The following is a 26940-nucleotide window of genomic DNA, read 5'->3' as shown; positions in this document are numbered from 1 at the left end:
TCCTCGTGGTAAAATTTTAGATGTAAAGTTCCAAAAGAAGGGATATGATCATGAAAGTATTTGAAGCCAAAACACTGCTTTCCGAAGCTGAAAACCGTGCAAAAGAATACAAAGATTTAAAAAGTAAAATGATCAAATTAAAGAAAGCATTCAAAGCTGTCGCTGATTTAGATGATAGTGAATTTTCAGGTAAAGGTGCAAATAACATCAAATCATTTTATGAAGATCAGGCCGGCATTGCTGACCAGTGGATTGATCTAATTGAGATGAAAATATCTTTTTTAACGAGTATTCCTGGTATCTTGGAAGACTCCAGCTTATCAGATGCCTACATAGAAGAATCCTTCCTAGAGCATGAGTTGGCCAATGCTAATTCTAAATCAAAATCCATCATGTCAGAACAGAAAAAGGCCATCAAAGACATCTTAAATGAAATACACGATGTCCTTCCCTTAGATGTTTTTTCAACGGAAGATTTTAAAACTGAGTTATCTTCTGCTGAGAAAAAACGAAAAAATACAGTCGAGAAAATAAGTGAAGTCGATGAGGACCTAACGTCAGAATACGCCTTGTCAGAAGCAAATGAACAAATGATTCAGGCTGATTACCAAGCACTCATAAATGCAACAGCAAAAGGCAAGAGTGCCTCTCCTATCCACTATAACGCAAAGGCTTATAGAGACAGTGAAATTCACAAGATGACTGAGGATGTAAAAAAACAATCGACTGATTATATCGCCTTTAAAGATCAGCAGGCCGAACAAAGAAGGCTAGCAAAAGAACAGGAAGAGCTAGCGAACAGGCCATGGTACGAAAAGACGTGGGATGTTGTTTGTAATTTTACAGGGGAAGTCTCTGGATATTATGATTATAAAAGAGCCGCTGATGGAGTTGATCCTGTTACCGGCGAAAAGTTGACAGAGGGCCAACGTGTAGCAGCTGGAGCGATGGCTGCGGCAGGTTATGTCCCGATTGTTGGATGGGCTGGAAAATTAGCAAAAGGCGGAAAAGCTGTTTATTCAACCAGTAAAGCACTCTACACAGCAGACAAAGCACTTGATGTCTACAAAACGCCACAGACATTCCATGCTCTTCAAAATTCGAGTAAAGGTCTTTATGGGCTTGCTTCTGCGAACGGTTTTAGCGAAGCTATAACAGGCCGCGACATGTTTGGCAATAAGATTTCAAAAGAACAGCAGCATAACAGTATAAATGCAGCACTTGCTGTTTTCATGCCATTTGGTGCAAAAGGTTTTTCCGGAAAAACGGGCCTTAAAGCTTCATCATCAACTGAAACCGTAACTCAAGTTACAGTTAGTAGAAAAGGGGCTTTTAAAGAAGCGAAAAGAGATGCCGGTATACCACGTGCTCAACAACCAGAATCAATCAATCGTGTAGAAATGCGTACTGCTCCTCACGAAGGCGGTCGTGTAATTAAAGATAAAAATGGTAAAATCATTAGGACGAGAGAATACACCTTCACTAACAACAAAGGCGAAAAAATTATTATACAAGATCATAGCGCTGGACATGAAAAAGGTGGTCAAGGTCCGCACTTTAACGTTAGACCAATTGATAATACTCGAACAGGAAAAGTCCCTGGCACAAAAGAACATTATCCTTTTAATAAATAATTTGAGGTGATTTTATGTGGTACAAGAATATAGAAGAAAGTCATTTTTTAAATAGTTTATATAACGAGGTACCAGGATTAGAAAGTGTACGCATTGAAGGTATTTATATAAAAGAAGAAGGTAGAAAAGTAACATTGCATTTTGATATGCCATTCTATGCCGAGAATCCACCTAAGAAATGGGCTAATCTGGGATACAACTCAATCGCCCTTCAAGTGGACTTCTTCGATATCCATTCCTTAGAAATGAAAACTTCTTCAGATACATACAGAGGAAACATTGAGATAACTAAGGATGAACAAGGCTTATTAGAAATAAATGTAACAGGTGAAATTAATGCAAAGATAAAAGCAGACACCGGTTTTATTCAATCAATTAATGGTTATATTAATGAAGCTATATGATTAGCAGATTAAAACAATAAAGGGCCTCTCTCACACTAGATGGGGCCTTTATTACTTCAATAATGCTTCAAGTTTCTCTTTCGTTTCAGCTCTGTAATCCCACTCATTATCAATGTCTTTACAAATCATAGAATTAAATCCTCATTTGCTTTAAAATGTAAATGTTCGTTTTAAAAAGAGGAGGATCTTATGATTATTCTTGGTATTCTTGCAACATTAGCAGCCTTTGTCTTTATTACAGCGTTGATTTTTATCTTCTTTGAAAAAACTAGGAAGATAGGTATTCAAATAGCTCCAATAAGCCTTGTTTTGGCTTTATGTCTTTTTTTCATTATGGGTACGTTGAATCGAGAATCTCACAAATTCAAAACTGAGGATGTCACTGCTGCCACAGAAAGCACTACAGATGAACCCTCAATAGAAGAGGAGCCGATGCATTCTGAAGACGACGAAGACTCTGACATTCAGAGTGTTGAGGATAACCAAAAAGAATTTAATTTTAGCCTTGAGGAATTTGTACAGACTTTTAATGATGCAGTCCAAGATATTGAAAATGATGAAAAAATCGAATCTCCTAGTCTCAATCATATTAATAGAGATAACATTGGAGATTTTAAACATGATGAAAATAAAGACATTTATACAAGAGAACTAAAAACTGAAAGTGATGACTCCGGCGGAGTTTTTACTTTAACAGCTTGGTTTGATAACGATCAAAATTTCAACGGTTTAAATTTAATGACTTCTGGTTCAGATAATATTGAATCTGAAATTGGTCTTTTTAATACATTTGCAGTTTTTCATGCGTTAGGAATTGATATTGGTCATTTAAATGACCTCTTAGAAAGCGATCAAGATATGTTGGATGTAGACGAGGGAGATTACTTTGTGCATCTCGCTAAAATTCCAGATACAGCTGTAGTAGTGAAAATCGAACCGAAATAAATGATGCCCCTCTCTTTGGAAAAAGAGAGGGTTTTTTTGTTACTTCAATAGTGATTCAAGTTTCGCTTTAGTCTTAGAACCATAAATGCCGTCTTGAGTAAGCCCGTACATAGACTGGAACCGCTTGACTGCGTTTGCTGTTTTCGGTCCATACACGCCGTCGATACCGTTATTCTTCGCTCCCTTGTCCGGGTAGAAATAAAGAGCCGCCAACGCTTTTTGAATCCGCCTTACGTCATCACCTTTTCGCATAGGGTTAGTTACTTTAAAGGTTCCAGAAGGCAGCGCATATGACGTTTTTTTGCTGCTTGGTTTAGTGCTTGAAGTGCTTGAGCCTGTGAGCTTTAACTTTTGGCCAACTGTGATTTTATTAGGGTCTTTAATGTTATTCCAGCTCTGAAGATTTGCCACACTCACCCCGTGCTCTTTTGCAATTTCGGAAAGAGTATCGCCTTTTTTGACTGTGTAGGTATCTCCGGCGGTTTTCTTAACCGTTTTTGTCGGCGAAGATGCAGCACCGCTGATCCCTGCTTTAAATGAATCCCAACGGTTCAGCAACTTCCGAGGGCACTCTTTACCTGACCAATGCTTATGAGGCACGACATTTGCAAAAGAAATCCCCTGTTCTTTCATCAATTTCTTGATAAGCCATTGAGCATTTGAAACAGCTTTTTCAAAATCCCCATCGCTATTTTCACAGATTTCAATACCAATTGATTTACGGTTTCCTGTCCCGTTTCCGTCTCCTGCATGCCAGCCATTTTCATTTAAAGGAAGGTGCTGATAAATCTCTTTATCATCCACAGTAAAGTGCCAGCTGGTTGCTGTTTCCGGATTTTTAACATACCGAGCATGACTGGCAGCGTCTGCCCCTTTCGCAGTATTCGAAGTATTATGAACTGTAATATAATGAGGATTCATAGGGTATGCTGGTCTGTTTTTATTTCCTTTCGGAATGAAGTCTTGGATAATGTTTACCATGTTTCATCGTCTCCTTTTTGTTTATAGAAAAGGCCGCCGGGTTATCCAGCAGCCTGTTCATCCTTTTCATTTGTTTGTTCGTTGTCATTTTCGATTACGTGAAGCCGGTCCGTGATAGCAGCCGGAATCTTAACGCCGATCTGTGCCAGGTTCTCCGTAATGGAAAGCCCCTCATTGGCGATATAAAAAAGAACGGTTCCAAATGTCAGGACACCGTTCAAATTGAGGATTGTATCTACGATATTTGCCACAATGACCACCAAAAAACTCAGCATCTTACGCACATAACCGAACCACGCGCTACGGCTGCGGAGCTCCTTAAACTTCCACGCTTTCACCACACCGGTAAGGATATCAATGATGTTTAGCACCAGCATTAAATCAAGATATTTTACACCCCCAAACAGATAAACTCTCGCTAAATCCAATGTTTCAAAATTAATAAACACAGTTGTATCCTCCATTTCTTGTTATCACCTCCTTAGAGGCAAAATAAAAACACCTCTCTGGGTGTTGGTTAACTTCCTAAATCTATGACAACCGGCTCCGTGGCTGGATAAATAAAACCTGTTATTTCTTGATATTCTCCTGGCGTTAAAATCTTTATCGGTATCATATCCCTGACCATTTCAGGAGTCCAGAGTTTGTCATCATAATAATCTTTTATTGTTTCGTACCAATCACTCATTTAATCACACCACCTGTTAACAGCTTGAATGTGAGGTCAGATACTTGCTGTTTAAGCTTGTCTAGCTCTGACGGTTCGGGAGGCGGAGGTTGTAAGCTGTCGATATACTCTTGTGTAGCTGTTTCGCGCCATTCCGATTTGCCTTTATCGAACACCGGTTTATACATGCCGGCGCCGTCGGGATTAACAGGAGGGATATCTGTGTACCCTTCCGGAATCTCCTCGCCGTCATTGATAATCATATTTTCTGACGGCACATAATTCATTTTGTTGTCGTATTTGTATATTTGTTTCATTTGATAACGCCTCCTCTACAGCGCTTTAAACGCGAAATCAAATTTAATATAGTTCGGGTTACTGGATACGCTTTCTACGATGACTTCCCCAGTAGATTTGTATGCAATCCGAGCAACCTGTGCCGATCCTGATGCTATTTGTATACAACCCATAGATCGTGGCGGCCGCATGTTTTCAGGGAGTGTAAAAACAGTCGTTCCAACAACGCCTCCTTTTGCTTCCCCTCGCACCCATACTGTTTTCGACGCGTCAATTCCAAAAACTACATCTTCGCCGCCGTTGTAGTGAGACCAGCCGTTCTGCAAAGTCGCAACAACCCACGAAAAGTTAGATACGTAAGTCTTGGCGTCAGCAAGCGCCTTATCCGCTTTTTCTTGCGCGCCATTCGTTGTTTCTTTAGCGTTCCAAGCTGTTCGCTCATCAGCCGTGATATGCCGTGTAGTATCATCGTCATGCGCCTTAAATTCTATCTTACTCGCCTGCTGCACGTCATCTACATTCGATAAGCCAATCTGCGCTTTTGTTACAGCGTGTGGGTTACTCGTGTCATTGACATGGTTATCAAACTCAGTTTTCTTCGCTTGTTTGACATTATCGACGTTAGCTAACCCCACCTGAGCTTTCGTTACCTTGTGAGGATTATCCGTCTTAGCTGCGTGTTCGGACGTATAAGCCTTTGCGTTAGCTTCCGCTGTATCTGCCTTTTCTTGCGCTCCCTCTTTCGTTTCAATTTGGTCGAGATCGGAGAACTTCGCTTTTAATTCGTCCAGAATTGCTGTTTCTTCGTCATACATCGCTATGATTAACGCCTTTAATGATTCGAAATCATCGACGTAATACTCTGCGAGAGATGCGATGTTCTGGTCCGCAAGGCTTTGCGATACTTCAAACCCGAATTTGTGAGCAGAGAGTGCTTGGCCGTTCGTATATTTCAGAATGAGTTGACAGTTGAATTTGCCGTACATTTTGATTTCATCCTCATCTAAAACATACTCTGCGATACCTTTCAACGGATCAACTATCGTGACATCTCGTATTCTCTGCTTACCGCTGGACGGAACGAGGATAACTTTTCCAGTCACGGCTGATAGTGGCAATGGGATGCCGTCCTTGCGTAAATAAAATATCAACTTTGCCGTATTGATATCTTGCGTTGAAAATATAAAAGATGATTGGTAATTCCCTTCTGTTATTGCGTTTATATCGAACGCGTAAGAGCCGTTTTTATAAATAGCCAATATCCGTTACCTCCCTTTAAATAGTCGCCGCGTACATTAATTCAAATACCATTCAAAAACAATTGGGTACCAGGAATTCACATCAGGAGTAGGGTGCCTTGTGGATAATATTTTCACTTTCCCATTTGGTTGGATTTGACAAACGGCATTGTGCCCTCCTGATGTTGGAATCGTAAAGGGCAACACTCTATCGGGCGACCACTCAGGATAGTAACTTATATACTCTGTGTCCATAGTCGTTACGCCTTTGAGTTCGGCCTCTAGTCGTATTTTATTCCCTATTCTTCGTATTCTTGGTTTGCGTTCTGGAACGTAGGCAGTCGCACCATTTAATAATTCTATGTTCATCCATCCCGTATCTTTGCGAGATTGGTTTACATTTACATCCAAGGAATACCCCAGCATTCGATTATGCCTTACAAGAACAACGTCAGCGTTATTCACGACCTGAACTGCAACTAAATCTCCTTTGTACACACAGCACGATTCATTTTCAAAGTTATAGTTGTAAATATTCGGAATGAAGTTAGAAAACTTTTTATTGATCGCACTAGCGAGTGAGTCTTTTGTGTAAATATAGTAATTCAAAAGCTCCCCAGTTAGGTTGTACACGGATATAGCCGGCCTCCCGTTGCTTTTACCGTGTGACATGAATAGGAACCCATCATTTAGGGTTAGGCCTTGTACCTTCTCCAAGTTAGGTATATAGTCTACAGTAAAATCGGTGTATAGAACGGGATTCCCCATCTTTATCGATTCCCAAGTGTACACATAAGCATGAATACTGGTTTGATTTACGGTTATCGAAGCAAAATAGTATTTGTTAGCCGCATATTTACTGCTTACATTAGCTATAATTAAATCCGAGAGTTCTCCTGTATCATAATTAAAAATATTATATCCAGCCCTTTTTGAAGCTTTAACGATAAAGCATAAATTATCTTGGTCATTATAAAAAAATGACAGCCCCTCAGTGTATGCGCCAGATTCTATAGGGATTGATTTTCTTTCTTTGAAACTACCTGTATCAAGATCGCGAATTTCAATTCTCAGTTCTGTTCCTTCATTTTCTTGTGAAGCAACATAGATTTCATTTGTCAGCTCGTTTATATTTGCAGATTGCGGCCAAAATAAAGCTTCTTCCCGCGCCTTAAATGTAGTCATCGCTTCAACATTATTCAAATAGCTTAAAGCATCCTGCGAATTGGTTATTAATTCAACCGTCTTGTACATTTCTGCTAGTTGGTTCTTATTTGCTTCCAGTTGAGTCTTAATTTCTCCCTTATCTGCATCCAATCTTTCTTTCAATACAGGATACACAAAACCATCATCGTCTACGCGTGCATCCACAACCTCTTTTATGTTGGTTCCGTCCGCGTTTAAAATTAGGTTTCGTATACGCGCTTTTGCAATTTCGATTTCTTCATAAACAGTTAGTCCGCCCCCATGAGCGATCTGTGAGGATGTATGAGCATTGTCTGTCCGTTTATGATTCGTAACATCTCGCTCAATACCATTCACAGCAGTTTCAATGCTTCCTAAATCATTTGCAAGCTGTTCCTCATATAATGCGTTTCTGATGGTACCAAAATACTTTCTTAGCGTTAACAACAGCAGCACTCCTTTCTTGAGCAAAATAAAAAACGCTTATCGGAGCGTTTGCAATAACTGATCAATATAACGTTTTTGATCTCTTATTTTCTTGGCCTGATTGACTGCAATATCTTGAATATCCTTTCTGAAATTCGCAAATGTAAGCTTAGGACTGCTATAAGGGTTCAAAGGATTATACTGAATGGTTACTAAACGAACATCATCTTCAAACGTAATGCCATCGGCCGTATCAGCTAAAACATGAATTGTGTCACCTTTCCAAAAAGGTTTTTCTATGGATAAAAGCTTAGGTTCGTAGATATATTGATAATCAACACTTACCGTTGTTTCCGGGTAAGGATTTACATGTTTTTTTAAAGCTGAAACCATGCTGCTAGCCTTTTTGATTGTTTCATCTTTTAGCGGATCAGCCCATCTTGGTTTATCTTCTCGTAAGAATTTTTTCTCTTCGGGATGAACATAAAGAATAGGTTCAAAAACATACTTAGGTTTCTTATCCGTAGAATTGCTATCCTTTTCCATGGCACCGTACCCCCATGCCCGAGTCGTGCAGTTTTGCGAGTTTGTTTTAATGTTAATTCCCGGCATGTTATAACGGGAATCAAGCGTGAAGTCTACTTCCTGCCCCATTTTCTTGTAAACATGAATCTTATAATTATCAACATCAATTTCTAAGTCATAATCCTCTATGATCTGATCCATCAATTCTGTACTGTTTTTCTCTCCGAAATTCTCCTCTTCTGCAGACGGGAAATCACTTTCAGGAGCTTCTAATACATAAGTGAAGTCCGTCCCTTTCAGCGCAATATCAAGTGCCTCTTTTAGCCTTAGCTTTTTAGAGACAGTTTCCTCAACACGGTTTTCGACAAGAAGGACAGAATAGATATGATTCGCGGTAATCGTTTTTGTGATTACGTTTTTTGATTGTTTCAAGTCAACATCCGTAATGTAGTATTTCTGGTGATTGAACTTTCTCTCGTCTATATAAAGGATATTGTCGTTTATTAAGAGATCAAATTCAGCTGCATTCTGCTGAGTTTTTGTAATAGTAAAGGTAAAGCTTTTCTTTCCCGTTGTGTCATCTGTCAAATCAACAATAACCCCTGTTATTTCAACAACATCCATTCCGTCCGTCGTCGAAACAAATAATTGAGGGAAATCCACATCTGAAGGCAAGTTTTTATTCAAAGAAATGTCTTTCCCCGCATATTCCTTACTTGGAAATACAGGGTCCTCAACTGGTGTATCTGGATTCTCTGGTACATCTGGATCGTTAGGCAGCGTCGTAATGTTGTCATATTGCGTCAAATTATATTTATCTATGATACTGATTAACTTGCTCGGATAGTTCACATCAGTAGCATATCCGCCGTCTTTTACTGCTTGGCATGCTTTTTTATAATTGCTTTCACCCACAACCGCCTTATACCGATCAAGACGGTTATACAAGCTTCCTAAATCAGCCAAGCTTTCAGCATAGGAGGGATACTTTCTAAACTTTGCTTGAATCCGGGTAACGTTTCCATATTTGTCTTGCTCACTTGTCCACATCAAGACATATTGACCGTTATAGGTCCCTTTTATGCCGAAAAGGTTATGAGCTTTTTGAGCAAGTCCACTTGTACCGTACGCACTCTCAAGACACCCCTGAGCGATGACAAGGCTGGCGAGAACATTGTATTTTTTGTATACATTTTGTGCACCGGGTACAAGGCTTTTAATAAAGTCTGCTGCAGCCATATCATCCCTCCTTACTTGTAATAAAAATGGGTATCAAATTTGATTTCAAAATCATTCGAGTTTTGTATTTCAAACTCGTTCCATCCAATATCTAAGGACGGAAGCCGGCCAGAGGTTTTAATTCGTTTATCTTTAATCACTGTATATTGTTTGATGAACGTTACCTTCTGAGATCGTTGAAGCTCTTGTTCAATCTTTAGCTTTTCACCGTTCGTGTGATTGACTATTGTGACATTCTTTCCTTTCGCCCAAAAGGTAACATTGTAGTTATGCTGCAAAGTATTTACAATGGCATCCCCCGGATTATAAATGCTGAATCGCTTTTTGTTTTTGAAGTGATATTCAAGATCATCCCTCATTAAAATTCCCATGCCAAAACTCCAATGCTCTCCGGAAAAGTTTTGAGAGGTAGATGATGTGAATTTAGATTCAGCCAGTCCAAGAATGTCTGTAAACTCTACAGTGAATGTTGCATGGTTTTTCTGCTTATCTTTCGGGATAGAGAAATTCCCGTCACAAGTAACAAGAAAACGACGGTTAGGAAACAAATCCGTTGAAATGTAATAGGGAAACGGCTGAACTAACAAGGCATAAAGTTCATGCCTGTTCTGGTAAAACGTCTCAGCAATAATTGAATCGAGAAGAAATTCAACTTTTATACTCCGCTCCTTATACACAACATCCCGGGGATGCTGCGGCAAGACTAATCCGTTTATCCTCGACATCGTTGTTGTTTCTCGCTCAATATTGGGAGAGTCGGGTGTAAAACCCCTCACACTAAAACGAGGGAGCAAGCTTGTCAGCTCTCGCTCCCCCCTTCCATCGTTAAAATCTATATATAGATCAAGCATTAGCCTCTCACCCCACCTTTATAGGCACTCTGGTTGTAACGATCTGCACTCTTTTGATCAAGAATTTTCCCATCTCCTTTTTCAAACAGGATATTTGCAACATGCTGCCCGTCGATCTGAACAGGTGCAGGATAAATGACAATTGGAGTTTGGCTCATTCCCGCACTTCCTCCTCCATCACCTGTAAGTTCCTTGGATAAAAGCGTGATCAAAGCATCAAGCTTTTGGTTTAACGATGGTGTATCTACTTCGTTTCTAACCACAAGTTCCGATTTCAAAGAAATCAGCTGATCGGCCGCGCCCTTTATGTCAAAAGCCATCTGGCTAAGTTCCCGTTTAAATGAGCTCATTGTGCTTTGAGCCATGGAAACAGCGCTTTTCTTCGCTAATTTTGATTTATTCTGAATCCCAATTGCAAAACCATCTGAGAAGTTGTGACCTTCCGATTGAGTCAGTTTTGACGGAGAATGAGAATCAATTGATTTCTTTAATGCACTTAATGCAGATTTACCGAGATTCCACGCAGCGCTGAAAAGCGAACCATTTTGCGAACCCATGCCGTTTATAAATCCCGTTACAAAGTCTTGGCCTACACTGTTTGTTTTAGCGCTTTTCAAACCTGTCTTCGCGCTGTTGGAAACATTCTTCCCTGCACTGCTCGCGCTTCCTTTTTTGCTGTTCACTCCACTCGAAAACATGGTCCCGGCTTTCTTACCTCCGCCACCATCTGTAGTTTTCCCAAGAGTATTTGTCACGGATGAACTGAGTGAACCAGCTGCAGAGGTGTTTGCTCCTTTCGTTGAGTTCAAACCGGATTTATGTTTATTCCCCTTGTTCTGACCAGCTGAACTGGCCTGTCCTCCGCCTTTGTTGAGCTCACTCAGTACAGCCTGACGCAAGACCGATCCACTTTGAACATTAGAGTTTTTTGTGGAATTCAAACCTGATTTGAATGCGTTCCCTTTAGACTTACCAGCTTGGGCAGGTGTAGAAGTATCAGACTTCAATGAATTATTTAAAGCCTGCTGTAAAACTGTTCCTTCTCCCACAACGGCCGGCTTTGCTTGTTTTAAGCCGCTGGCAAAGTCGCGAACAACCTTCTGACCGGCAGCTTGCGTGTTACCAGGCTTATTCATTTCATCTTCAACAGCTGAGACAACTTTACTTGCTTCTGCTCGCGCTTCGCCTTCTGTCATCCCAACGCCTTGATAAAACTCTTGAAGTGCCTGCTGTGTGGTAGCAATGGCCTCTTCTTTGCTTTTACCTAGACTTTGGAGAAACTCAATCTGTTTATTGGCCCAACGTTCTTGATAGGCGGATTCAGATTCCTCAGTTTTGACCATAATCCCCATTGAGTTAGAAATATATTCATCTTGTCGCTTTAATGCTTTTCCAGTCTCTAAATCTAATAGTTGTCCGTCTCTCGACATTTTTGAGAAGAGAGCACTTGAATTCTTTTCATAAGCAGCTGTGTTTTTCGCTAAAGCCTTGTCATAATCAGCTGTGCTCTTACTGAGCAAAGTATTGCGTTTTTCTGCATCAATATAGCCCTGTGCATATAGTTTTTCAATGACATCATTCCGATAATCCAAGTCCTTTTTGGCTGCTTTTTGTCCATCTTCATAAACCTTCTTAATATCATCGTTGTACTGTTTCGCCTGTTTGAATGATAGTTTCCCTTGTTGCTCGGAAACAGCTTTTTGCATGGCGATAGCTTCTTTTTGATTGGCCGCAAACTTACTTGTAGATTGCTCAAAGTATGAAAGAATCTCATTGAATTTAGCCTTTTGCGATTCATTCATTTTTGAGGATACAAGACCCGTGTCCTTCTGTAGCTGTTCTAATTCTTTTACCTTTTTGCGGGCTTCCTGCATGTCCTTATCAATAGCGCCGACCATCTTATCTGTGATCTTTTCGCCTTGTTTCTTGGTATTCTCGTCTGTATCTTCAAATAACCCTTTGAGAACAACCAACGCATCTTTCTTTAATCCCTCAAGTTCCTTGATTAGACTGTCCCGCATTTGAGAATAAGTGGTTACAAGTTTAGAAGACATTTTTTCTGCTTCTTCACCAGAAACCCGGCTCAATTCAAATAATTGAAGTTCAGCTTTTTCTCTCAAATCAACATAAGCAGCTGCTGACTTTTGAGTCGCTTTAGAAACCCCTTCACCATATAGCAATGCAGCTTCCCGTGCCTCTTCCTGCTTCTTCTTTTGATTCTTTAATTCTTCGTTGTAAGCATAAGTAGCAACAGTGATTCCTCCGAGAAGAGCTGTTCCGCCGACAATTGCCAAACCAATTGGTCCGGTGAATGCAAGGAGGGCTCCAATACCAGCTGTTAACGTTGCAACGGCTGTTGTTACGCCTAGAACTCCTGTGGCAAGAAGTGCGGTTTTGGCAATCGTTTGAACGGTGCTGGAATCCATATTGTTAAAAGTGGATATAATATCGGCACCTTTATCAGCTAAATCACCAAGTGCCGGCAACAGGCTCTCGGTAAGCTTTATTTTCGCGCCTTCAAGAGCCGATTCAAACGCTACGATACTACCATGTGCATTATCCAGCATGGTATCCGCCATCTTTTTGGCTGCCCCGTCTGACTTTTCAAGAGCTTTTGTATTATCTCCGAGGGCTTTCGACCCTTTTTGAAGAAGAATTGTCCAATGTTTATACGCCTCGGCACCCACAATTGTTTTCAGTGTAGCTGCCTGCTGCTCCTTCGTCATGCCCTTCATGCCTTTTTCCATCTCAGCGACTACTTCTGGCATGCTCTTCATATTCCCAGCAGCATCAAAGAAATTAAAGCCTAATCTTTCTATTTCCTTGGCTGCTTTTCTGGAAGGCGCTGCAAGGCGGGTTAAAGATGTTCCAAACGCTTGTCCTGCTAAAGTTCCTTGGAGACCAGAATCACCAAAGGCCATAATGGCAGCAGCTGATTCCTCCATACCCCATCCAAGTGAATGAGCATTAGGTGCCAAGAATTTCATGGCTTCACCCATCTGCTCTACATTTGTGTTTGCGTTAGCAGCTGCATAAGCAATGACATCCGAAGCGTGACCTGACTCTTTTGCTTTCAGAGCAAAAGACGACATGATGTTTGACGTAATATCTGCCGCCGCGCCCAGCTCCAATTGACCAGCAGCCGCAAGACTGAGCATCCCCGGCATAGCATCATAAATATCATTCACTTTAAATCCAGCCATAGCTAAAAAGCCCTGTGCATCCGCCGCCTGACTTGCTGTAAAGACAGTGGTTGCACCGAGCTCTTTTGCTTGCTCTTTCAATTTGGCTACCTCTGACGCTGTTCCGCCAGAGATCGCTTGTACCTTACTCATTTGTTTTTCAAATTCCATACCTGTTTGTATGGCATCTTTGAATGTCAAAACTAAGCCACCGAAGGCCACACCCGATGTCATTGCTACTGATGATCCAACATTCCGCATTGTTCCGCCTACAGAATTCATGCGCTGACCCATCTGCCTGATACGTGTTGCAGCTCTTCTTGATGCGCTTTCCATTTCTTTGATTTTCTGAGTTGTTTCATTCAAAGCGTGCTGCGTTCTGTTCATCTGAGCTGTTGCATTATTCAGTCGGCGGGCAAGAGATTGTGTCTCTCTTGCATCCTTCCCTTTTTTGATTGCTGCATCTGCATATGCTCTTTGAAGTGCTTTTACTTTTTGTTTATGCTGCTCAAGCTGTTGGCTAAGAGTCCGGGCTGTTACTTGGGCAGTCTTTAACTGATTCCCCCATACGCCAACTGCTGTACGGTTCTTCTCAAACTCTGATTTGATATTTTTCATCTGGACAGCAATACCACGCATTTCAGTATTAAACTGCGATGAATTGGAATACAGTTTGACTTTAATATCCTTGCTCAATCGGGCACCTCCTTATCCTAAAATCTGATCTATGTACACTTGATCATTCTCATTAGTTTTCGGATTTTCAGTTGTTTCTTTTCTCCTAGCCAACCGTTTGAGATGATACACAATGTCCATTTCGTCAATTTGGTTTTGGGAGAACCCGACTTCTTCCAAGGCGTTGTACATATCCATGACAGCCTCGGACAAACTTACTCCCCCGGTTCTTCACCATCTGCATTCTGGTTCGGATTTAACAGAGCGCTGGCTTCTGTTATGTTCCCAAGAACATAATTTGCAGTAGCATAAATTGTTCTTCCAGCTAGTCGGGAATCAATTCCCTCTTCAAATTGATCAAGCGTGAATTTATTTCCGAATACATTACAGACAAATTCATTTTGTTTTTCAGTAAACAACCTATCAGTATCGTTAGATTCAAAATCTTCTGCAATAGCCGCAGCACTACGAAACAACTTTCCGGAAATGAAGTCTGGTGTCACGAACTTTTTGTCTTTCCCGTCAATTCTTAAAGTGATTGTTAAAGCCTCCACTTTCATTCCTCCTTTTAATTCAAGAAAAAAGAGCGCTTAAAGCGCTCAGTTTACTTATTTACCAACGTCAACAACTTCGTCATTTCCGCCAGAAGTAAAACTGTCTTTGTTATAGACAACTTGTCTGAACCAAGTATCAGCATTAATGCCGTTTCCTTCTTCAGCTTTGGCTTCCCATCTTCTCTTTCCTTTTTTCACATTTGTCAGTGGACTAAATTTAATTTTCACTTGAGTAGATTGAGGCGACGGTTTTCCTTCCTCCGTTTTATGTTCAACTGGTACTAATTCCGGCTTCCCTTTTAAAGCCCAATAGTAACGGTAGCCACCAGTTGAAATTTTTGCACGGAAACCCAGCGCAATCTCTAGTGGCCTGTCATCTGCACTAGAGAAATGAATGCCATTTTCAACCGTTTTCCCAAAAATCCTCGCCTGCATATCAAGGGGTAAATCTGCGACTTCCATTTCTCCGTCAATGTCTCCTAAGCTGCTTAACTGTGCATACGCACCGTTATCCGCATAGAAAGTTTCCGTTTCAGACTTCGGGTCAAGTTTCATACTAACTGCACCTGGTAATTCCTCTGGAACTGAAAACTCAAGTTCATCTTTTGTATCTTTCAGAACTTCTGCGATATGGAACATATCCAGTCCGGTTAAAATTTTTCCCATCTATTCTTCCTCCCTAAAATAGCCTTTTACATATCTCATTGCTTTGTGATAGACTTTGGTGTCTTCTTCGTATAATGGTTGCGAATCATACCGGCCATAACCGATTGAACGCATTAACTTATCTATTTCATTAGCAATCGGCTTTTCAAATTTCCGCGAAGCTGCTTGAGTGAATATACTAATCTGAAACCGAACTTCAAAACAGTATGCTTTATTATCTGCATAACCGGCATCAGCATCTTTAAGCTCATAAAATACGACTCTCGGAAAAGCATTCACATCATTTGCGGTAAGGTTATGAACTCCGCCCGTTACTAATTCATCTAATTTAGAACTGGACGTAAGAGTTTTGACCAATTCACGAACCGGGTCCATCGTCATTTGATCGGCGCTGTAAGTATTCGTTCCATTAAATCCACAGCAGGCCCCTCCCCTTCTTGTCCACCTTTTTCTATGAACGGATACGGCGGCATTTTTGAAGTGCCCCACTCTAAGAATTTCCCTCGGAACGCTACTTTTTTATTCGGACCAACAGCAACAAATTTCTCGCCGTCCTTCGATTCTCTTACATTTGAGACTGTGATATTGTCCTGCATATGGGGTTGTTGTTTATCACTTCGGTTAACGTGGCCGCGCTGCCGTTCAGCAATAATTTCACCGCCGGCCTTTAATGCCACAGGTTCAACTTTCTCAACATCCCCGCCAATCTTTTCAAAGTACACAGTTAACTCTTCGAGGCCGTCAATGTCCATATTAGCCATTCAAACCAACCTCCCGACACATGATCTCAAGCTCTTCCTTGTTATCTTCGGGATCGTTAAAATCTATCACATCAAAGGTACGGAACATCGGTTCATTCTTTTCGTTTCTGCCGACATACTTTACAATCCTCATATCTCGTTGAACGTCATCTCGATAGCGAATAGTGATTTTTTTCGGTGATTTGACTCCCAATGCTCCCGCGACAACAGATTCATTGTTTCCGAGAGAACTAAATCCTTCTATGGCTCCCCATACAGTGAAAAGATCAATATATCCCTCATTCCAATTCAGCTCTTCATCCTGTATCGACTCCTTCTTTTGAAAGGTCAGTCTGTGCCGAAGTTGGCTGATCTTTTTTCTCATCTTCTTGTTCCTCCACAGATATATAACGCAGCTGCGTCAATATATTTTCAGCAGTAAAAGGGATAGACGATCCGGCACCCCCGGACTCATATATCCCTTTGTTTTCATACCAATGTTCAACAAGCATCTGAAGTACCAGCTCAAATTGCGGGTGCCCTTCTATATACCGGCCTATTCCATTGATGATATAGCTTTTGGCCGCGGCTATTTGTTTCAAGAGTTGGCGATCATCTTCTTCATGCTCGATCTTTAAATAGTTTTTAATAGCCTCTAGTTCCATTTAGGACACACCGCCTTATTCATGTGGCGCTTCATCTGTTCCTTTAAGCGTCCGCACATCATTTTTCAACTCGTCAATTTGTTTCTGCAGCTGGTCAAATACTGCCTTCACCTCTGCATTCAAATGATCCATCATGACACTTCCCGTGCCAATATTGTTGCTACGAACAGACTTGTCCCCCAACATTTCGTGAGTAATAGAACCTTCTTCAATTACAGCTGGATCGCCCTTTGGACCGGGCTCACCTTGAGGACCAGGTTCACCTTGGGGTCCGGGTTCACCTTGAGGTCCGGGTTCACCTTGGGGTCCGGGTTCACCTTGAGGTCCGGGTTCACCTTGGGGTCCGGGTTCACCTTGGGGTCCGGGTTCACCTTGAAGTCCTTTCACATAGACAGGGTTTTCCTCGCTGTTTTCTTTTAAATAAACGGGTGTGATTGCTTTTCCGTCAGCACCCTTCTCAGATGATGTTTTTACTCCGCCACTCTCATAAAGATAATCTTCTGCCATCTTCACTCATCCTTTTCTTTTATATTTTTCATTCAGTTGCAGCTGGTTCTGTTTTCGCTGTTTCTAATGCTTTTAATCTATTTTCTAAACTTGAAAGTCTTTCTGTGATAGCTGAATTCAAGTGCTCTTCCATTACACTTCCGGTGCCTATATTGTTGCTGCGGACTGATTTATCCTGCAACATTTCATGAGTAACACTGCCTGCACCCATTTCGGTTTGATTTCCGCCGCCTAATGAAATTTCCTGACCATCTTTCATAACGGTTCCGCCGTCAATGTCTAAAATACCGCCAATGACGGTACGATCTCCGCCATCAGTGGTGTAGTTTTTAGTTACTCGCATGATAACCCTCCTTTATTACTCAGTAGGCAACGTCAATTGACCGTACACTATAGCCTCAGAATCCCACAACTTCACATCTTCACGCTCAATTGCGCGCACTTTAGTAGTATTTGTCTCAAATGCACCGGCCCCGACATCAGTAGAGGCAATTGATTGTTGCTGGCGGTCAAATAAAACAATCGCTTCTTTTAGATCGCCGACAATGACAGGCGCTTTCCCTGATTTTGTTTTTAGAATCTTGTTTGAAATGACCACTACCCGACAGCCAAATAGCATTTTGTTTGTCGGTTCAGAAGGGATGTCTTTAAGTAGATATTTGCCGTCTGCATCCTTTAACTGATCAAGATAGTCAAAGCCGTCTTGGTTAGTCATGATGATTGCGCCTGATGAAATAGCAGGATCAAGCGTTACGTTTAAAGCTTTTTTAATTGCGTCCAACCCTTTAAATTCTACTTTTTTCAAGCTATCAAGAATCGCCAAAATCAAAGCATTACGCGTTGTGATTGATTTCTTTACAAACCATTTAGCAACATAGGCCATGATTGCTTGATCTGTATCTTGAAGTAGTGTATTTGAAAGTGGCAAGATGCCAGCATAATCCACAATGTTATAAGAGAGTTTGGAGAATTTCGGCTGATCTGTTTCTTGAATCTCATCCATTTCTTCAAGAACTGCAAACGGAGTCAAATCACTATTTTTCTCAAGCATGCGGCTTCCTGAGCGAGTTGCAACTGGCTCAACAGTCACGTATTGCTCCAACTGATGCACTTGCTCCCGTTTCAACTCTTTGATTAGTCTAGAAATATCCTCTGGGATCAGGATGCCACCGTCTTCTTCATTTTTTCCGGACATTGCCCGAAACTCTTCACTTTCAAATAAGTCACGTTCCTCATCAGTTAAACGCTTGCCGCGGAGTGACTTCATAAAGGCTTTGCGGAACATATTTTGTCGTTCTTCTATATCCCCATCGTTTCCTGATCGCCCCTCTGGATTCCGCTCCTGTTCCGGCACAAAATTCACACCGCCCGGCAAGTCAGGCACATCAAGTGAACGTCCTTCGGTCATCAATTCGATTTGATTCTTGAGCTGCTTCACTTCATCAAGCAAGGCACGGGCCTCATCTGTTTTACCCTCCTGCAGCGCCTTGTCTGCTTGCTGCTTCTTTTCGGTAAATTGCTGTCTTAATTGAATTTCTTTTTTGCTCATTTGCATTGGCATATAGGTTTCCTCCTTATTTAGACACAAAAAAAGACCTTACTCCGGGAGTACAAGGTCAAGTAATTCCAATTCCATTTTTAATGTTTCATCTGATGCGTTGCGGCTCTCCTTCAATTGCTCCACTTTTTCCAAACTGCGGGCGCCTACGACTGCCTCTGTATCGCTATACGCTGGCGTCGTGACAAGAGATATATCAAAAATACGATGTATTTTGTTAATTCTTCTCTCGTAGATGTCCTCATCTTCATTCAGCCGCCACTCGTCCGCTTCTGCGTCTCCATAATCGAGTGAAAAAGCAAAAGAGCATTGATTAATAACACCGCTGCGGACATTCTCCATTAAATCACGAGCATATGACGTGTCTGAGGGCTTAAATCTGAATTTGAGACCTATTCCATCTATTTCAAGGTCAAGACGCCCAGAATCGCCTGAAACAGTATTTCTCGCCAAAGGAAAGTCTTGCTGATGATTAAAAAGAGCAATAACGTTTGAAAGATCGGCTGAATCAAGTGCATTCCTGCTGATAATCTCCTTGAACCATCCAAGACGCTCTGACCATTTTTCAAATTTCAAAGCATATCCTTCGACAAATTCGCTTTGCCCTTCACCTTCTGAACGTATTTCAATGGGTGTTGTTAACTGCCGGACCTCTTTATCCTTCATTCTTGATGTCACCCCCTTTCACGGCACCGCCAGCTTTAAGACGCTGATATTCCTCCATGAAATCAAGGAACACATAATTTAAGCTGGCAAGATATTTGTCACCGTGTGGAATCGGATTGCGTTCAATGAGCTCTCTAATTTCGTTTTTATTCAGCACTCCTGTTTCATGCATTGTTTTAAAATACTCAGCCTGCGACTGGCTATCTCCCCGCAGCTCACTGTCGACATTGAATTTTACATAGTGGCCGCTTCTTTGGTTGTGATCCATAAATAATTTGACGTTGAGTTCTTGTTCAAAATTCACGATCCACGGCTGCAGAGTATTCCTGACATATTCAATAGACTGATGCTCAATATTGGAGAAGGTTGCTTTATCTAATTCGTTGAGTTTATGCAACGGCACTTTATAGATCATTGAAATTTGCGCTTTATTAAATTTCATAGACTCGACAAATTGAGCTTCTTGCAATGGCATAGAAATAGATTGATATTCTAAGCCATTGTCGATGATCGCAATATTTTCGCCCTGGTTTACTCTTTTCCATTCCTTACGAACATTCTCTTTAGGCTTCTCATCTAAAAAAGCAGGAACTTTCAAGATCCCGCGCGGTGTTGCTTCATTTTTATACAGCTTGGCATTGTATTTTGTAGCGGCCGATTGTGCCCCGATATGTTCCCGCACTACCCCTATGGGTGATTTTCCGTGTATGCCATCTGTTGAAAGTCCTTTAAAATGCAGCACTTCATGATCATACAGCTCCATAGCCTTTCCATTGACCACCGTTTGGTACCATAACATGCCTGTAATCGGACTAATATAAGCGTTTGTAGTTTCAGGGCGCAAAGGGTACAGCGCTTCTGGATAACCATGTTCGCCGAATTGTATATATGAATAGCCGTTTCCCCACGTCAAAACATGCGTCATCATCAACTTTTTCCAGATGAAAGCCGTCATATAAGGATTAGGACGTGCATAAACAGCGTAGGCAGTGGGATGATCCGGATTACGTTTTATGCCGTTTTCTGTTTTTTGAAACGTATGGATCGGCAGCTTTGCAATATCATCAGATAATACATTCACGCATGCAAAAACGTCAGGCTTCACTAATGAATTTCTTTCATTTACAGTTTCACCGCTTGCTGTTTTCCGGCCGCCGAATAAATTTACAAATAAATCATTGAAACCGTCTATATCCGTTGAACCGGACCGTTTTTCAAACATCCGATCTATTAGCAATTATTTCACCTCGCTTTCTTGGTCAGAAGATAGGCATAAAACATAAAAAAGACACCCGTCAGAATCAGACCGATGTTTGTATTCCATCTATAAGCAGCTGTCAGGATAAAGCCTGCTCCCGTGATGAACAGCAGATCATTTAATATCAACAAGAAAAAAGAAAACCCTCTTTTCATAACTCTAGGGTTAAACATTGCAAAAAAGGCGCTAACCTTTTTCATACTTCTCACATCCTAAAAACTAAAATTGCCGGACCCAAAATGTTCATTCAAATCAACTCTTCCACTATTGCCGAAGTACATCGCACGGGCATACGCATTTATAACAGCTGCAATAGGGTCAATCCTTTGCTTCGATTTTGCTTTATCCAGCATGATATTTTCCTGCGGATCAATTTTCGTAATCGCGTTATTAATGGCCCATGTTAAAACCGGATCGTCACCGTGTATGACTTTCCCCTCATAAACGTTTTCTCGAAAACTCTTTGTAGGTAATGAAAGATGATTTATTCTTTGTGGCATTTCTACTGTCGTCAGCCCTTTTGATTCAAGACGTTGGGCTAAATGAAGAGCGTTCCATTTATCGTATACGATCTCTTGCGGCCGGAAACGATGTTTATGAATAAATTCTATGATCCATTGTTCGACGCGTTGATAATCAACCGCTTCCCCTGCCGTATACGTGATGTAACCCATCTCTTTCCACAAATCATATAGCACCTTATCTGTTGCCATTTTTTCCTTGGCTCGTGCCTCGGGCATAAAGGAATGTTGACCAACGTAGTAAAATCCCTCCTGCACAGCCACATATCCAACGGATGTTAAGTCTGTAGTCATAGACAGATCAAGCCCCAGATAAACTGACATGCCCTGTAAATCAGGAATGTCGCCGCTGCATGCCCGCCATTTTGTCATGTTCATATATCCATTATCCTTTTGATCAACCCACCGATTCATATTTTTAGTCAAGAAGCTTCTCATTTTCTCCGGAACTTCCAGCGCTACTTTAAGCGCAGCACGCAAAGACTCCATGCCCTCTGGATACGTTGCAACAATGGGATTGGCTTTAATCCAGTTTGATTCGTCTTTTATATCGTCCTCTGGATCAAGCTCACAGATCATGACAAAATAATCATCATTCTCCGTGTCAATGTCTGGATCAAGGATTTTACTTGTATATTGATATTCCCTGAAACACGGCCTTTCCATATGAAAGCCGGCTGTCGTAATAACAGCCATTAACGGGCTGCGGCGGGCGACCATACCACTATCAAGAACATCATAAATTTCACTTGTTTCATGAGCATGATATTCGTCCACTATCCCAATAGATGGATTTTTCCCGTCCCCTAACTTCCGGGCTTCTCTAGATAAAGGCTGAATGATGGAGTTTGTGTTGTATTTTTTTACTCGCCCATTGGCTGAGGAGTATTTCCCTTTCAGTATGGGCGCATGGTGCAACTGTTCGAGTATGGCTTGATAAACCTCATCGGATTGTTCTCTGGACCAGCCGGCGATAAATACCCGGTGTTTTTCTTGCGTCGGAAAAATCTCGTATGACGCCACTAAAGCAAGAAACTGTGATTTCGCATTTTTCCGGGCCAGCTGGATATAAACTTTTCGAAATCGCCGAGCACCGTTTTCTTTTTTATAAAAACCGTAGATATTAGCCGCTATAAAAAGCTGAAAGTCTGTAAGCTCAATCGGCTGTCCGGCAAGAATCCCCTCGACGTGTCTGAATTGCCGCGCCCATTCATAAAAATCGACAACAGCCTCAGCGTCAAAATAATAAGGACAGTCACCATCTGCGAGGCGTTCAACATCTCGAAAAAAGCGTTCAACTGCCCATCTGTGCTTTTTGCTTGCCTTGATTTCACCGGAACGGATTTTCTCAGCGTATGACCATACCCGTTCTATGAGAACTTCGGCAGTAATCTCCTGCATTACATACGGCCCCCGAACCGTTCTTCCTCTTTTGACTTCGGTTTCCCATCATCTTTTTTCGGGATAACGAGTTTACAGCGAGAGGAAATGGTCAGTCCTAAGTCGCTTGAAGCTTGCCGGCATTGTTTAAACAACTTGTCTTGGTTTATCAATAGTTCAGAATAGTCATCATTCGGAACAACCTTTTCTTCTTCTCCTATTACATTCCCGTCATCGTCAAATTTTCTAACGATCACTGTTTTCATCGGACCCCGTTCAAGCAATTGCTCTGTTACTTGCAAATATAATTTCCGGGCAAACAAAAAACGGGCAAGCGCATCAACATCTAAATTGGTCATGATCCCGATGTTTTTCAGCTCATCCGCTATCTTTTTAAACTCTCTTTTTAAGTCTTTTGGCAAATATGATGGAGCTTTTACTTTGTCGTTTGGTGCCTTTATTTCCTGTGCTCGACGTTCCTCAATCTCTTGCTGTGTCAGGTGTTTCTTCCCTTTCACCAGTAGCAAGTCAACAGGTTGCCGTGGTCTAGCCATTCCCTCACCTCCTTCCGAATTTTCATTTAGGGAATTTTTCAAAATGGGGAGGGGAGCGCGGTCTCCGGCGTTCATCCCTCAGAGATTTTAGGGTGGGGGGTGCTCATTTTCTCTTTCAACTGCAGCATGGCGGCTTCTAATTTCTTTTGTTCTTCTGTTAATTTCTTTGTATACAGATCGAATGCTGTTTCCTTTTTCATCGTTGCACGAAGAGCAAACAGTTTCTTTACCTTCTGTTGCATACGTCTTATGTCAGCATTGGTGTAATAGGATGTATACTCAGTCCGACACCGAGGACACTTGATATTGCTCACGGATGCCGTCGTCATGCTTCCTGACCTTTGAGCACCCTCTGACCAAGAGCATTGTTCCACATTCATCACACATGCACGTTTGATGTTCTGTTCCCAAATCCTCCATCCTCCTTCGCTGTCTTTCTGCTGTGGCACGGCGCACATAAGGGTTGCCAGTTGCCTGAGTCCCAAAAGAGTTTCTTGTCTCCTTTATGCGGTTTGATATGATCGACTACTGTTGCCGGCACCCGTCTACCTTCCATCATGCACGATACACAAAATGGATGCTTTGACAGGTAGCCAAGACGTGCCTGCCTCCACTTGCTGTTGTACCCCCGTTTGGTAGCGGACTCCCGGTATTGATCATAGGCTGGTTTAGTTCGCATGTGCTGTTCGCAGTAACTTTCTCGAGTCAGGTTAGAGCAACAGGGTTCACCACAAGGTTTTAATGATTTTAGCATTCTATCACCTGCGTAAATAAAAATAGACCTCCAAAAGAGGCCTGTCATACTAGAAATCCATTTCCTTAATCATTCGATCTTGCTTTGAGGTTAATTTATTTTGAAGTTCTATATATATTTGACTTAACTCCTCAAAAAAGTTTACTTCCAATTGGTCTACGTTATCCTTTAGTTCTTGTATTTTTTTACTTAATTTATCTAAATCCCCATTAAAATCACCTTGCATATATTCATGACCATGTTCGTTATGAAATTTTTGGGTTAAAACTTCTGCAGTATTGTAATACTTTTCGATAGCAATGATTTTTTCTTTAAACTCAATCCAAATTTTATATCCTTCACCATCTACAAATATAAGTTCATCTTTAAATTTCTCTAAGTAATCAACTGTAAACTCTTTATATGAATCTCTTTTTTCTAATTTTAATTGTCCAGTCAAAGAAAAAAAGTATCGATCATTTATATAATTGTTGTGCCTAACTCCCCGAAGTTCAAATTTATTAATCATATCAACATCTGTTATTACCTTATCAAGCCTATATAGTTGTTTTGGTAATTCATTTCTGTAGTATAAATCTTCATTAGCTTTGATTGTCTTTTTAACACCTATAAATGTTATACCTCCTCCAATTATTGCACCTATAAATGCAATACAGGCAGATAATATTGTGGTATCAATTTCACCAAAGAAAGCTTTAGTTACACCAGCATAAATTATAAGATCAAATAGTATTATCGAAAAAATAATAATCCAAAAAACATAATCCCAATTAATTTTTGTCGTTTGCTTATTCATTGCTTTCACTCCCACCATATATTATCGGCGAAAGAGAAGAAATAAGGAATAATTTGCGGAATTTGTCGAATTATTTACGAACAAGCTTACATCTTGTTTCAACGAACAATTTAGTTTATTCAGGAACCGACATATCATACAAAGCTGCTCCCTTTTCTCCTTCATAGCATCCAAGAGACACAAGTGTTTCTATAAATGGCAGCTTACTTTCCTTAATCACGGCACTACCTCCATAATAGAATATTTAGTACATAGTTTTTTAGGGATAAATTCCAATGAAAAGGCGCCCTCCTAATTGGGAAAGCGCCTGTCGATTTATTATCTATTACCATGATACCTTACTTAAAAAGAAATGGTGTGCCTTTATCCTGCCAAGTTTATGCCATTTTATTATTTATCATTAATAAATCTTAAGTACTTCATTTCCTTTATTCTATCTTTAAAAATCAACAAACTTATTGTAATCATGCATAATGATATTACTAACATTATTATGTTATATAATAACATGGCAGAACGAGAAACAGATTCTATTGAATCCCGACTACCAATACCAGCTATCATTAATCCTTGTATTAGCGCAGTCCACAATATAAACGTTTGAGTGCGTTTCTCTAAAGTATTGTCTGTATAATTTTTAAAAGAGTTTACACCTTTAATAGTACCTTTTATTTCATGAGGACCGGTGTTATCTGTATGTAAAACCTCTATTGCGGCCCCATCTCCGGGATCTAAATAGTCAAATTCTATGTACAATATATTAAGCTCATTGGCATTATGTTTAACTGATATGTCATTTGTAAATTTAGTTTGATTTAGGATTGACGCAGAAATAATCTCTTCATCGCTACTAACTTCAAATCTTATAGGATCTTTCACGGAAGTATCTTGACCATTAATTGTTTGGTTCCCATTATTTCTAATTTTGATTATTGTATTAACTAATTTATTAACAGACTTACCTTTAACCGTAATCTCAATATCTTCAGTTGCAAAATTGTCTTTTCCAACAACTCTACGAGTATTTAGCAAATATGCAAAATCACGTTTGATTTTTCCCTTTGAATAGAAATAAAACGAAATGAAAATACCAATTATTATTCCGATAACTCCTATCAACGAACCGACCCATCCTTGACTAAACAAATCTATAAATTTCTCCATAAGCAAACACTCCCAAAAACATAAATATTATTAATACATATTAATTCCAATCATGGCAACAAAGATTTATCTCCATCTATTCGGATCGACTGAACTCTTTATAATTTGTCATTTTCTGCTCCTATATAATGCAAAAAAATAGACCACGGCTTATGCGCCCGTCGTCTTAATTTTTCCTTGATCATGCAATACGTAATCAGAAGGGTGGAATATCTTTATGTCTTTAACCCATTCCAATTCAATTTCGTTATCCGAATAATTTTTAAAATTATGGATACTATAATCACTGGAAATACAATACTCAGCTTTTCCATCAATCGCGCATTCTAAAAACATATTATCATTCGGATCAACGCATGAGGTAATTTGGGTACTGGTTTTTATTTTTGTAGCATTCAAACTAAATACGCTTACTGCTCTCAAATACTTTTTGGGGTTAAATGAAACTTTCTGTTTCGGAGAATTCTTTGCTTTTTCTAATAAGGCATAAACGACAATAAAAAGTTCCTTTGCCATTTCCTCCGTCATAAGCAAATCAAGTCACCTTTTTTTAGTTTTCTAATTATATACTCTGGATCCTTATAACCTCTGATCAGCCCATCTACTAATGTAGAGGTGTCTATAACTGCTTTTACGGTCATGTTATCTTGGCAAACTCCCTTGCTTGAGAGATTATATCCTCAATCTCTCCATCCTCAAACAGATCATCAGCCAACAGTTCCCCCAATTCCTGTAAGGCTTCAATTGATTCTTGAAATTCAGCATGTCTTTCAGTAATTACTTCTTGTTCACAAGATTCATTTTCTCAAAGAGCTTCTAAAACCTTCATCATCCATTCCTCCTTATGATGATGTGACAACACAATCCCTCCTTTCTGACTTGTCGGCCAAATTAAAGAACAAGTTGGA

32 protein-coding genes are annotated in these 26940 nt (G+C 40.5%); 3 read left to right on the top strand and 29 right to left on the bottom strand.

All coding sequences use genetic code 11. The annotated features are described in order from the left end of the window. Positions 1 to 50 precede the first annotated feature (50 nt). From PUN35_RS19450 to PUN35_RS19440, 3 genes are all read left to right on the top strand, one after another. Positions 51 to 1634, top strand: a complete 1584-nt coding sequence (locus tag PUN35_RS19450) for a T7SS effector LXG polymorphic toxin (protein WP_014480874.1) — start codon at positions 51 to 53, stop codon at positions 1632 to 1634. 14 nt (positions 1635 to 1648) lie between these two features. After that, positions 1649 to 2038 carry an Imm50 family immunity protein gene (locus PUN35_RS19445; RefSeq protein WP_014480875.1) on the top strand — a complete coding sequence of 130 codons (390 nt, stop codon included), beginning with the start codon at positions 1649 to 1651 and terminating at the stop codon, positions 2036 to 2038. 189 nt (positions 2039 to 2227) lie between these two features. Then, on the top strand, positions 2228 to 2983 hold the full coding sequence (locus PUN35_RS19440) for a hypothetical protein (RefSeq protein WP_014480876.1): 756 nt from the start codon (positions 2228 to 2230) through the stop codon (positions 2981 to 2983). A 39-nt stretch (positions 2984 to 3022) separates the two neighbouring features. On the opposite strand, the gene PUN35_RS19435 is transcribed toward PUN35_RS19440, so the two are convergent. The 29 genes from PUN35_RS19435 to PUN35_RS19295 all read right to left on the bottom strand — a co-directional run bounded on the left by PUN35_RS19435 (position 3023) and on the right by PUN35_RS19295 (position 26548). Then, a complete protein-coding gene (locus tag PUN35_RS19435) occupies positions 3023 to 3964 on the bottom strand; it encodes an N-acetylmuramoyl-L-alanine amidase (protein ID WP_014480877.1) in 942 nt (313 codons plus the stop codon). Between the two features lie 41 nt (positions 3965 to 4005). After that, the gene (locus PUN35_RS19430) at positions 4006 to 4428 is read right to left on the bottom strand and encodes a phage holin family protein (protein ID WP_014480878.1); all 423 of its coding nucleotides are present in this window, start codon (positions 4426 to 4428) and stop codon (positions 4006 to 4008) included. A gap of 53 nt (positions 4429 to 4481) precedes the next feature. Continuing rightward, a complete protein-coding gene (locus PUN35_RS19425) occupies positions 4482 to 4652 on the bottom strand; it encodes an XkdX family protein (RefSeq protein ID WP_014480879.1) in 171 nt (56 codons plus the stop codon). Continuing rightward, positions 4649 to 4948, bottom strand: a complete 300-nt coding sequence (locus PUN35_RS19420) for a hypothetical protein (RefSeq protein ID WP_031600923.1) — start codon at positions 4946 to 4948, stop codon at positions 4649 to 4651. The genes PUN35_RS19425 and PUN35_RS19420 overlap by 4 nt, the downstream gene beginning before the upstream one ends. Before the next feature lie 15 nt (positions 4949 to 4963). Beyond that, a complete protein-coding gene (locus tag PUN35_RS19415) occupies positions 4964 to 6187 on the bottom strand; it encodes a BppU family phage baseplate upper protein (RefSeq protein ID WP_031600924.1) in 1224 nt (407 codons plus the stop codon). 36 nt (positions 6188 to 6223) lie between these two features. Beyond that, positions 6224 to 7798 carry a hypothetical protein gene (locus tag PUN35_RS19410; RefSeq protein WP_072592555.1) on the bottom strand — a complete coding sequence of 525 codons (1575 nt, stop codon included), beginning with the start codon at positions 7796 to 7798 and terminating at the stop codon, positions 6224 to 6226. Between the two features lie 36 nt (positions 7799 to 7834). Beyond that, positions 7835 to 9541 (bottom strand): phage tail spike protein, encoded by a 1707-nt coding sequence (locus PUN35_RS19405; protein ID WP_031600926.1) that lies wholly within the window; start codon positions 9539 to 9541, stop codon positions 7835 to 7837. Positions 9542 to 9552: 11 nt separating this feature from the next. Then, complete coding sequence (locus PUN35_RS19400) at positions 9553 to 10392, bottom strand: phage tail family protein (protein WP_031600927.1); 840 nt, start codon at positions 10390 to 10392, stop codon at positions 9553 to 9555. Beyond that, positions 10392 to 14270 carry a phage tail tape measure protein gene (locus PUN35_RS19395; protein ID WP_033882059.1) on the bottom strand — a complete coding sequence of 1293 codons (3879 nt, stop codon included), beginning with the start codon at positions 14268 to 14270 and terminating at the stop codon, positions 10392 to 10394. Before PUN35_RS19395 ends, PUN35_RS19400 begins: the two co-directional genes overlap by 1 nt. Positions 14271 to 14282: 12 nt before the next feature. Beyond that, the gene (locus PUN35_RS19390) at positions 14283 to 14462 is read right to left on the bottom strand and encodes a hypothetical protein (protein WP_017696308.1); all 180 of its coding nucleotides are present in this window, start codon (positions 14460 to 14462) and stop codon (positions 14283 to 14285) included. Between the two features lie 2 nt (positions 14463 to 14464). Further along, complete coding sequence (gene gpG / locus PUN35_RS19385; protein ID WP_003220222.1) at positions 14465 to 14803, bottom strand: phage tail assembly chaperone G; 339 nt, start codon at positions 14801 to 14803, stop codon at positions 14465 to 14467. Between the two features lie 54 nt (positions 14804 to 14857). Further along, a complete protein-coding gene (locus PUN35_RS19380; RefSeq protein WP_017696306.1) occupies positions 14858 to 15469 on the bottom strand; it encodes a major tail protein in 612 nt (203 codons plus the stop codon). Beyond that, positions 15470 to 15850 carry a tail completion protein gp17 gene (locus tag PUN35_RS19375; protein ID WP_031600930.1) on the bottom strand — a complete coding sequence of 127 codons (381 nt, stop codon included), beginning with the start codon at positions 15848 to 15850 and terminating at the stop codon, positions 15470 to 15472. It lies immediately after the preceding gene. Beyond that, positions 15847 to 16230, bottom strand: coding sequence for an HK97-gp10 family putative phage morphogenesis protein (locus PUN35_RS19370; protein ID WP_033882058.1), 384 nt, complete (start codon positions 16228 to 16230; stop codon positions 15847 to 15849). Before PUN35_RS19370 ends, PUN35_RS19375 begins: the two co-directional genes overlap by 4 nt. Continuing rightward, positions 16223 to 16594, bottom strand: a complete 372-nt coding sequence (locus tag PUN35_RS19365; RefSeq protein WP_033882056.1) for a phage head closure protein — start codon at positions 16592 to 16594, stop codon at positions 16223 to 16225. Before PUN35_RS19365 ends, PUN35_RS19370 begins: the two co-directional genes overlap by 8 nt. Then, positions 16527 to 16874: a head-tail connector protein gene (locus PUN35_RS19360; RefSeq protein WP_031600933.1), complete on the bottom strand. Its 348-nt coding sequence runs from the start codon at positions 16872 to 16874 to the stop codon at positions 16527 to 16529. The genes PUN35_RS19365 and PUN35_RS19360 overlap by 68 nt, the downstream gene beginning before the upstream one ends. A 15-nt stretch (positions 16875 to 16889) precedes the next feature. Continuing rightward, positions 16890 to 17381, bottom strand: a complete 492-nt coding sequence (locus tag PUN35_RS19355; protein WP_031600934.1) for a collagen-like domain-containing protein — start codon at positions 17379 to 17381, stop codon at positions 16890 to 16892. Positions 17382 to 17409: 28 nt separating this feature from the next. Further along, on the bottom strand, positions 17410 to 17724 hold the full coding sequence (locus PUN35_RS19350) for a hypothetical protein (protein ID WP_031600935.1): 315 nt from the start codon (positions 17722 to 17724) through the stop codon (positions 17410 to 17412). A gap of 15 nt (positions 17725 to 17739) precedes the next feature. Beyond that, positions 17740 to 18942 carry a phage major capsid protein gene (locus tag PUN35_RS19345; RefSeq protein ID WP_033882054.1) on the bottom strand — a complete coding sequence of 401 codons (1203 nt, stop codon included), beginning with the start codon at positions 18940 to 18942 and terminating at the stop codon, positions 17740 to 17742. Between the two features lie 36 nt (positions 18943 to 18978). Further along, a complete protein-coding gene (locus PUN35_RS19340; protein ID WP_003220242.1) occupies positions 18979 to 19605 on the bottom strand; it encodes an HK97 family phage prohead protease in 627 nt (208 codons plus the stop codon). Next, positions 19595 to 20842: a phage portal protein gene (locus PUN35_RS19335; RefSeq protein WP_033882052.1), complete on the bottom strand. Its 1248-nt coding sequence runs from the start codon at positions 20840 to 20842 to the stop codon at positions 19595 to 19597. The genes PUN35_RS19340 and PUN35_RS19335 overlap by 11 nt, the downstream gene beginning before the upstream one ends. A gap of 5 nt (positions 20843 to 20847) precedes the next feature. Then, positions 20848 to 21063: a hypothetical protein gene (locus PUN35_RS19330; protein WP_033882051.1), complete on the bottom strand. Its 216-nt coding sequence runs from the start codon at positions 21061 to 21063 to the stop codon at positions 20848 to 20850. A 12-nt stretch (positions 21064 to 21075) separates the two neighbouring features. Then, the gene (locus tag PUN35_RS19325; RefSeq protein ID WP_031600939.1) at positions 21076 to 22785 is read right to left on the bottom strand and encodes a terminase large subunit; all 1710 of its coding nucleotides are present in this window, start codon (positions 22783 to 22785) and stop codon (positions 21076 to 21078) included. After that, a complete protein-coding gene (locus PUN35_RS19320; RefSeq protein ID WP_017697674.1) occupies positions 22785 to 23318 on the bottom strand; it encodes a phage terminase small subunit P27 family in 534 nt (177 codons plus the stop codon). Before PUN35_RS19320 ends, PUN35_RS19325 begins: the two co-directional genes overlap by 1 nt. A 71-nt stretch (positions 23319 to 23389) precedes the next feature. Beyond that, a complete protein-coding gene (locus PUN35_RS19315) occupies positions 23390 to 23803 on the bottom strand; it encodes a hypothetical protein (RefSeq protein ID WP_224588978.1) in 414 nt (137 codons plus the stop codon). Continuing rightward, complete coding sequence (locus PUN35_RS19310; RefSeq protein WP_046160532.1) at positions 23698 to 24072, bottom strand: HNH endonuclease signature motif containing protein; 375 nt, start codon at positions 24070 to 24072, stop codon at positions 23698 to 23700. Before PUN35_RS19310 ends, PUN35_RS19315 begins: the two co-directional genes overlap by 106 nt. A gap of 49 nt (positions 24073 to 24121) precedes the next feature. Further along, the gene (locus tag PUN35_RS19305; RefSeq protein ID WP_033881251.1) at positions 24122 to 24868 is read right to left on the bottom strand and encodes a hypothetical protein; all 747 of its coding nucleotides are present in this window, start codon (positions 24866 to 24868) and stop codon (positions 24122 to 24124) included. A 390-nt stretch (positions 24869 to 25258) separates the two neighbouring features. Next, positions 25259 to 26032, bottom strand: a complete 774-nt coding sequence (locus PUN35_RS19300; protein WP_031600943.1) for a hypothetical protein — start codon at positions 26030 to 26032, stop codon at positions 25259 to 25261. Positions 26033 to 26182: 150 nt separating this feature from the next. Then, positions 26183 to 26548, bottom strand: a complete 366-nt coding sequence (locus tag PUN35_RS19295; RefSeq protein ID WP_123772464.1) for a PIN domain-containing protein — start codon at positions 26546 to 26548, stop codon at positions 26183 to 26185. Between the last annotated feature and the right edge of the window lie 392 nt (positions 26549 to 26940).

Origin of the sequence: Bacillus sp. N3378-2at, assembly GCF_033412715.1 — a bacterium.
Classification (GTDB): Bacteria; Bacillota; Bacilli; order Bacillales; family Bacillaceae; genus Bacillus; species Bacillus subtilis.
The sequence above is the reverse complement of the archived record's forward strand: the minus strand, read 5'-3'. Positions and strand labels throughout refer to the sequence as shown.

Excerpts from the sequence above, each read along its gene's own strand:
- PUN35_RS19420 (WP_031600923.1), bottom strand. The coding sequence starts at position 4,948 with ATGAAACAAATATACAAATACGACAACAAAATGAATTATGTGCCGTCA.
- PUN35_RS19365 (WP_033882056.1), bottom strand. The coding sequence starts at position 16,594 with ATGAGAAAAAAGATCAGCCAACTTCGGCACAGACTGACCTTTCAAAAG.
- PUN35_RS19330 (WP_033882051.1), bottom strand. The coding sequence starts at position 21,063 with ATGAAAAAGGTTAGCGCCTTTTTTGCAATGTTTAACCCTAGAGTTATG.
- PUN35_RS19370 (WP_033882058.1), bottom strand. The coding sequence starts at position 16,230 with ATGGCTAATATGGACATTGACGGCCTCGAAGAGTTAACTGTGTACTTT.
- PUN35_RS19350 (WP_031600935.1), bottom strand. The coding sequence starts at position 17,724 with ATGCGAGTAACTAAAAACTACACCACTGATGGCGGAGATCGTACCGTC.
- PUN35_RS19450 (WP_014480874.1), top strand. The coding sequence starts at position 51 with ATGAAAGTATTTGAAGCCAAAACACTGCTTTCCGAAGCTGAAAACCGT.
- PUN35_RS19345 (WP_033882054.1), bottom strand. The coding sequence starts at position 18,942 with ATGCCAATGCAAATGAGCAAAAAAGAAATTCAATTAAGACAGCAATTT.
- PUN35_RS19375 (WP_031600930.1), bottom strand. The coding sequence starts at position 15,850 with ATGACGATGGACCCGGTTCGTGAATTGGTCAAAACTCTTACGTCCAGT.
- PUN35_RS19340 (WP_003220242.1), bottom strand. The coding sequence starts at position 19,605 with ATGAAGGATAAAGAGGTCCGGCAGTTAACAACACCCATTGAAATACGT.
- PUN35_RS19380 (WP_017696306.1), bottom strand. The coding sequence starts at position 15,469 with ATGGGAAAAATTTTAACCGGACTGGATATGTTCCATATCGCAGAAGTT.
- PUN35_RS19400 (WP_031600927.1), bottom strand. The coding sequence starts at position 10,392 with ATGCTTGATCTATATATAGATTTTAACGATGGAAGGGGGGAGCGAGAG.
- PUN35_RS19440 (WP_014480876.1), top strand. The coding sequence starts at position 2,228 with ATGATTATTCTTGGTATTCTTGCAACATTAGCAGCCTTTGTCTTTATT.
- PUN35_RS19445 (WP_014480875.1), top strand. The coding sequence starts at position 1,649 with ATGTGGTACAAGAATATAGAAGAAAGTCATTTTTTAAATAGTTTATAT.
- PUN35_RS19435 (WP_014480877.1), bottom strand. The coding sequence starts at position 3,964 with ATGGTAAACATTATCCAAGACTTCATTCCGAAAGGAAATAAAAACAGA.
- PUN35_RS19305 (WP_033881251.1), bottom strand. The coding sequence starts at position 24,868 with ATGAATAAGCAAACGACAAAAATTAATTGGGATTATGTTTTTTGGATT.
- PUN35_RS19295 (WP_123772464.1), bottom strand. The coding sequence starts at position 26,548 with ATGGCAAAGGAACTTTTTATTGTCGTTTATGCCTTATTAGAAAAAGCA.
- PUN35_RS19320 (WP_017697674.1), bottom strand. The coding sequence starts at position 23,318 with ATGGCTAGACCACGGCAACCTGTTGACTTGCTACTGGTGAAAGGGAAG.
- PUN35_RS19425 (WP_014480879.1), bottom strand. The coding sequence starts at position 4,652 with ATGAGTGATTGGTACGAAACAATAAAAGATTATTATGATGACAAACTC.
- PUN35_RS19360 (WP_031600933.1), bottom strand. The coding sequence starts at position 16,874 with ATGGAACTAGAGGCTATTAAAAACTATTTAAAGATCGAGCATGAAGAA.
- PUN35_RS19310 (WP_046160532.1), bottom strand. The coding sequence starts at position 24,072 with ATGCTAAAATCATTAAAACCTTGTGGTGAACCCTGTTGCTCTAACCTG.
- PUN35_RS19355 (WP_031600934.1), bottom strand. The coding sequence starts at position 17,381 with ATGGCAGAAGATTATCTTTATGAGAGTGGCGGAGTAAAAACATCATCT.
- PUN35_RS19430 (WP_014480878.1), bottom strand. The coding sequence starts at position 4,428 with ATGGAGGATACAACTGTGTTTATTAATTTTGAAACATTGGATTTAGCG.
- PUN35_RS19300 (WP_031600943.1), bottom strand. The coding sequence starts at position 26,032 with ATGGAGAAATTTATAGATTTGTTTAGTCAAGGATGGGTCGGTTCGTTG.
- PUN35_RS19405 (WP_031600926.1), bottom strand. The coding sequence starts at position 9,541 with ATGGCTGCAGCAGACTTTATTAAAAGCCTTGTACCCGGTGCACAAAAT.
- PUN35_RS19325 (WP_031600939.1), bottom strand. The coding sequence starts at position 22,785 with ATGCAGGAGATTACTGCCGAAGTTCTCATAGAACGGGTATGGTCATAC.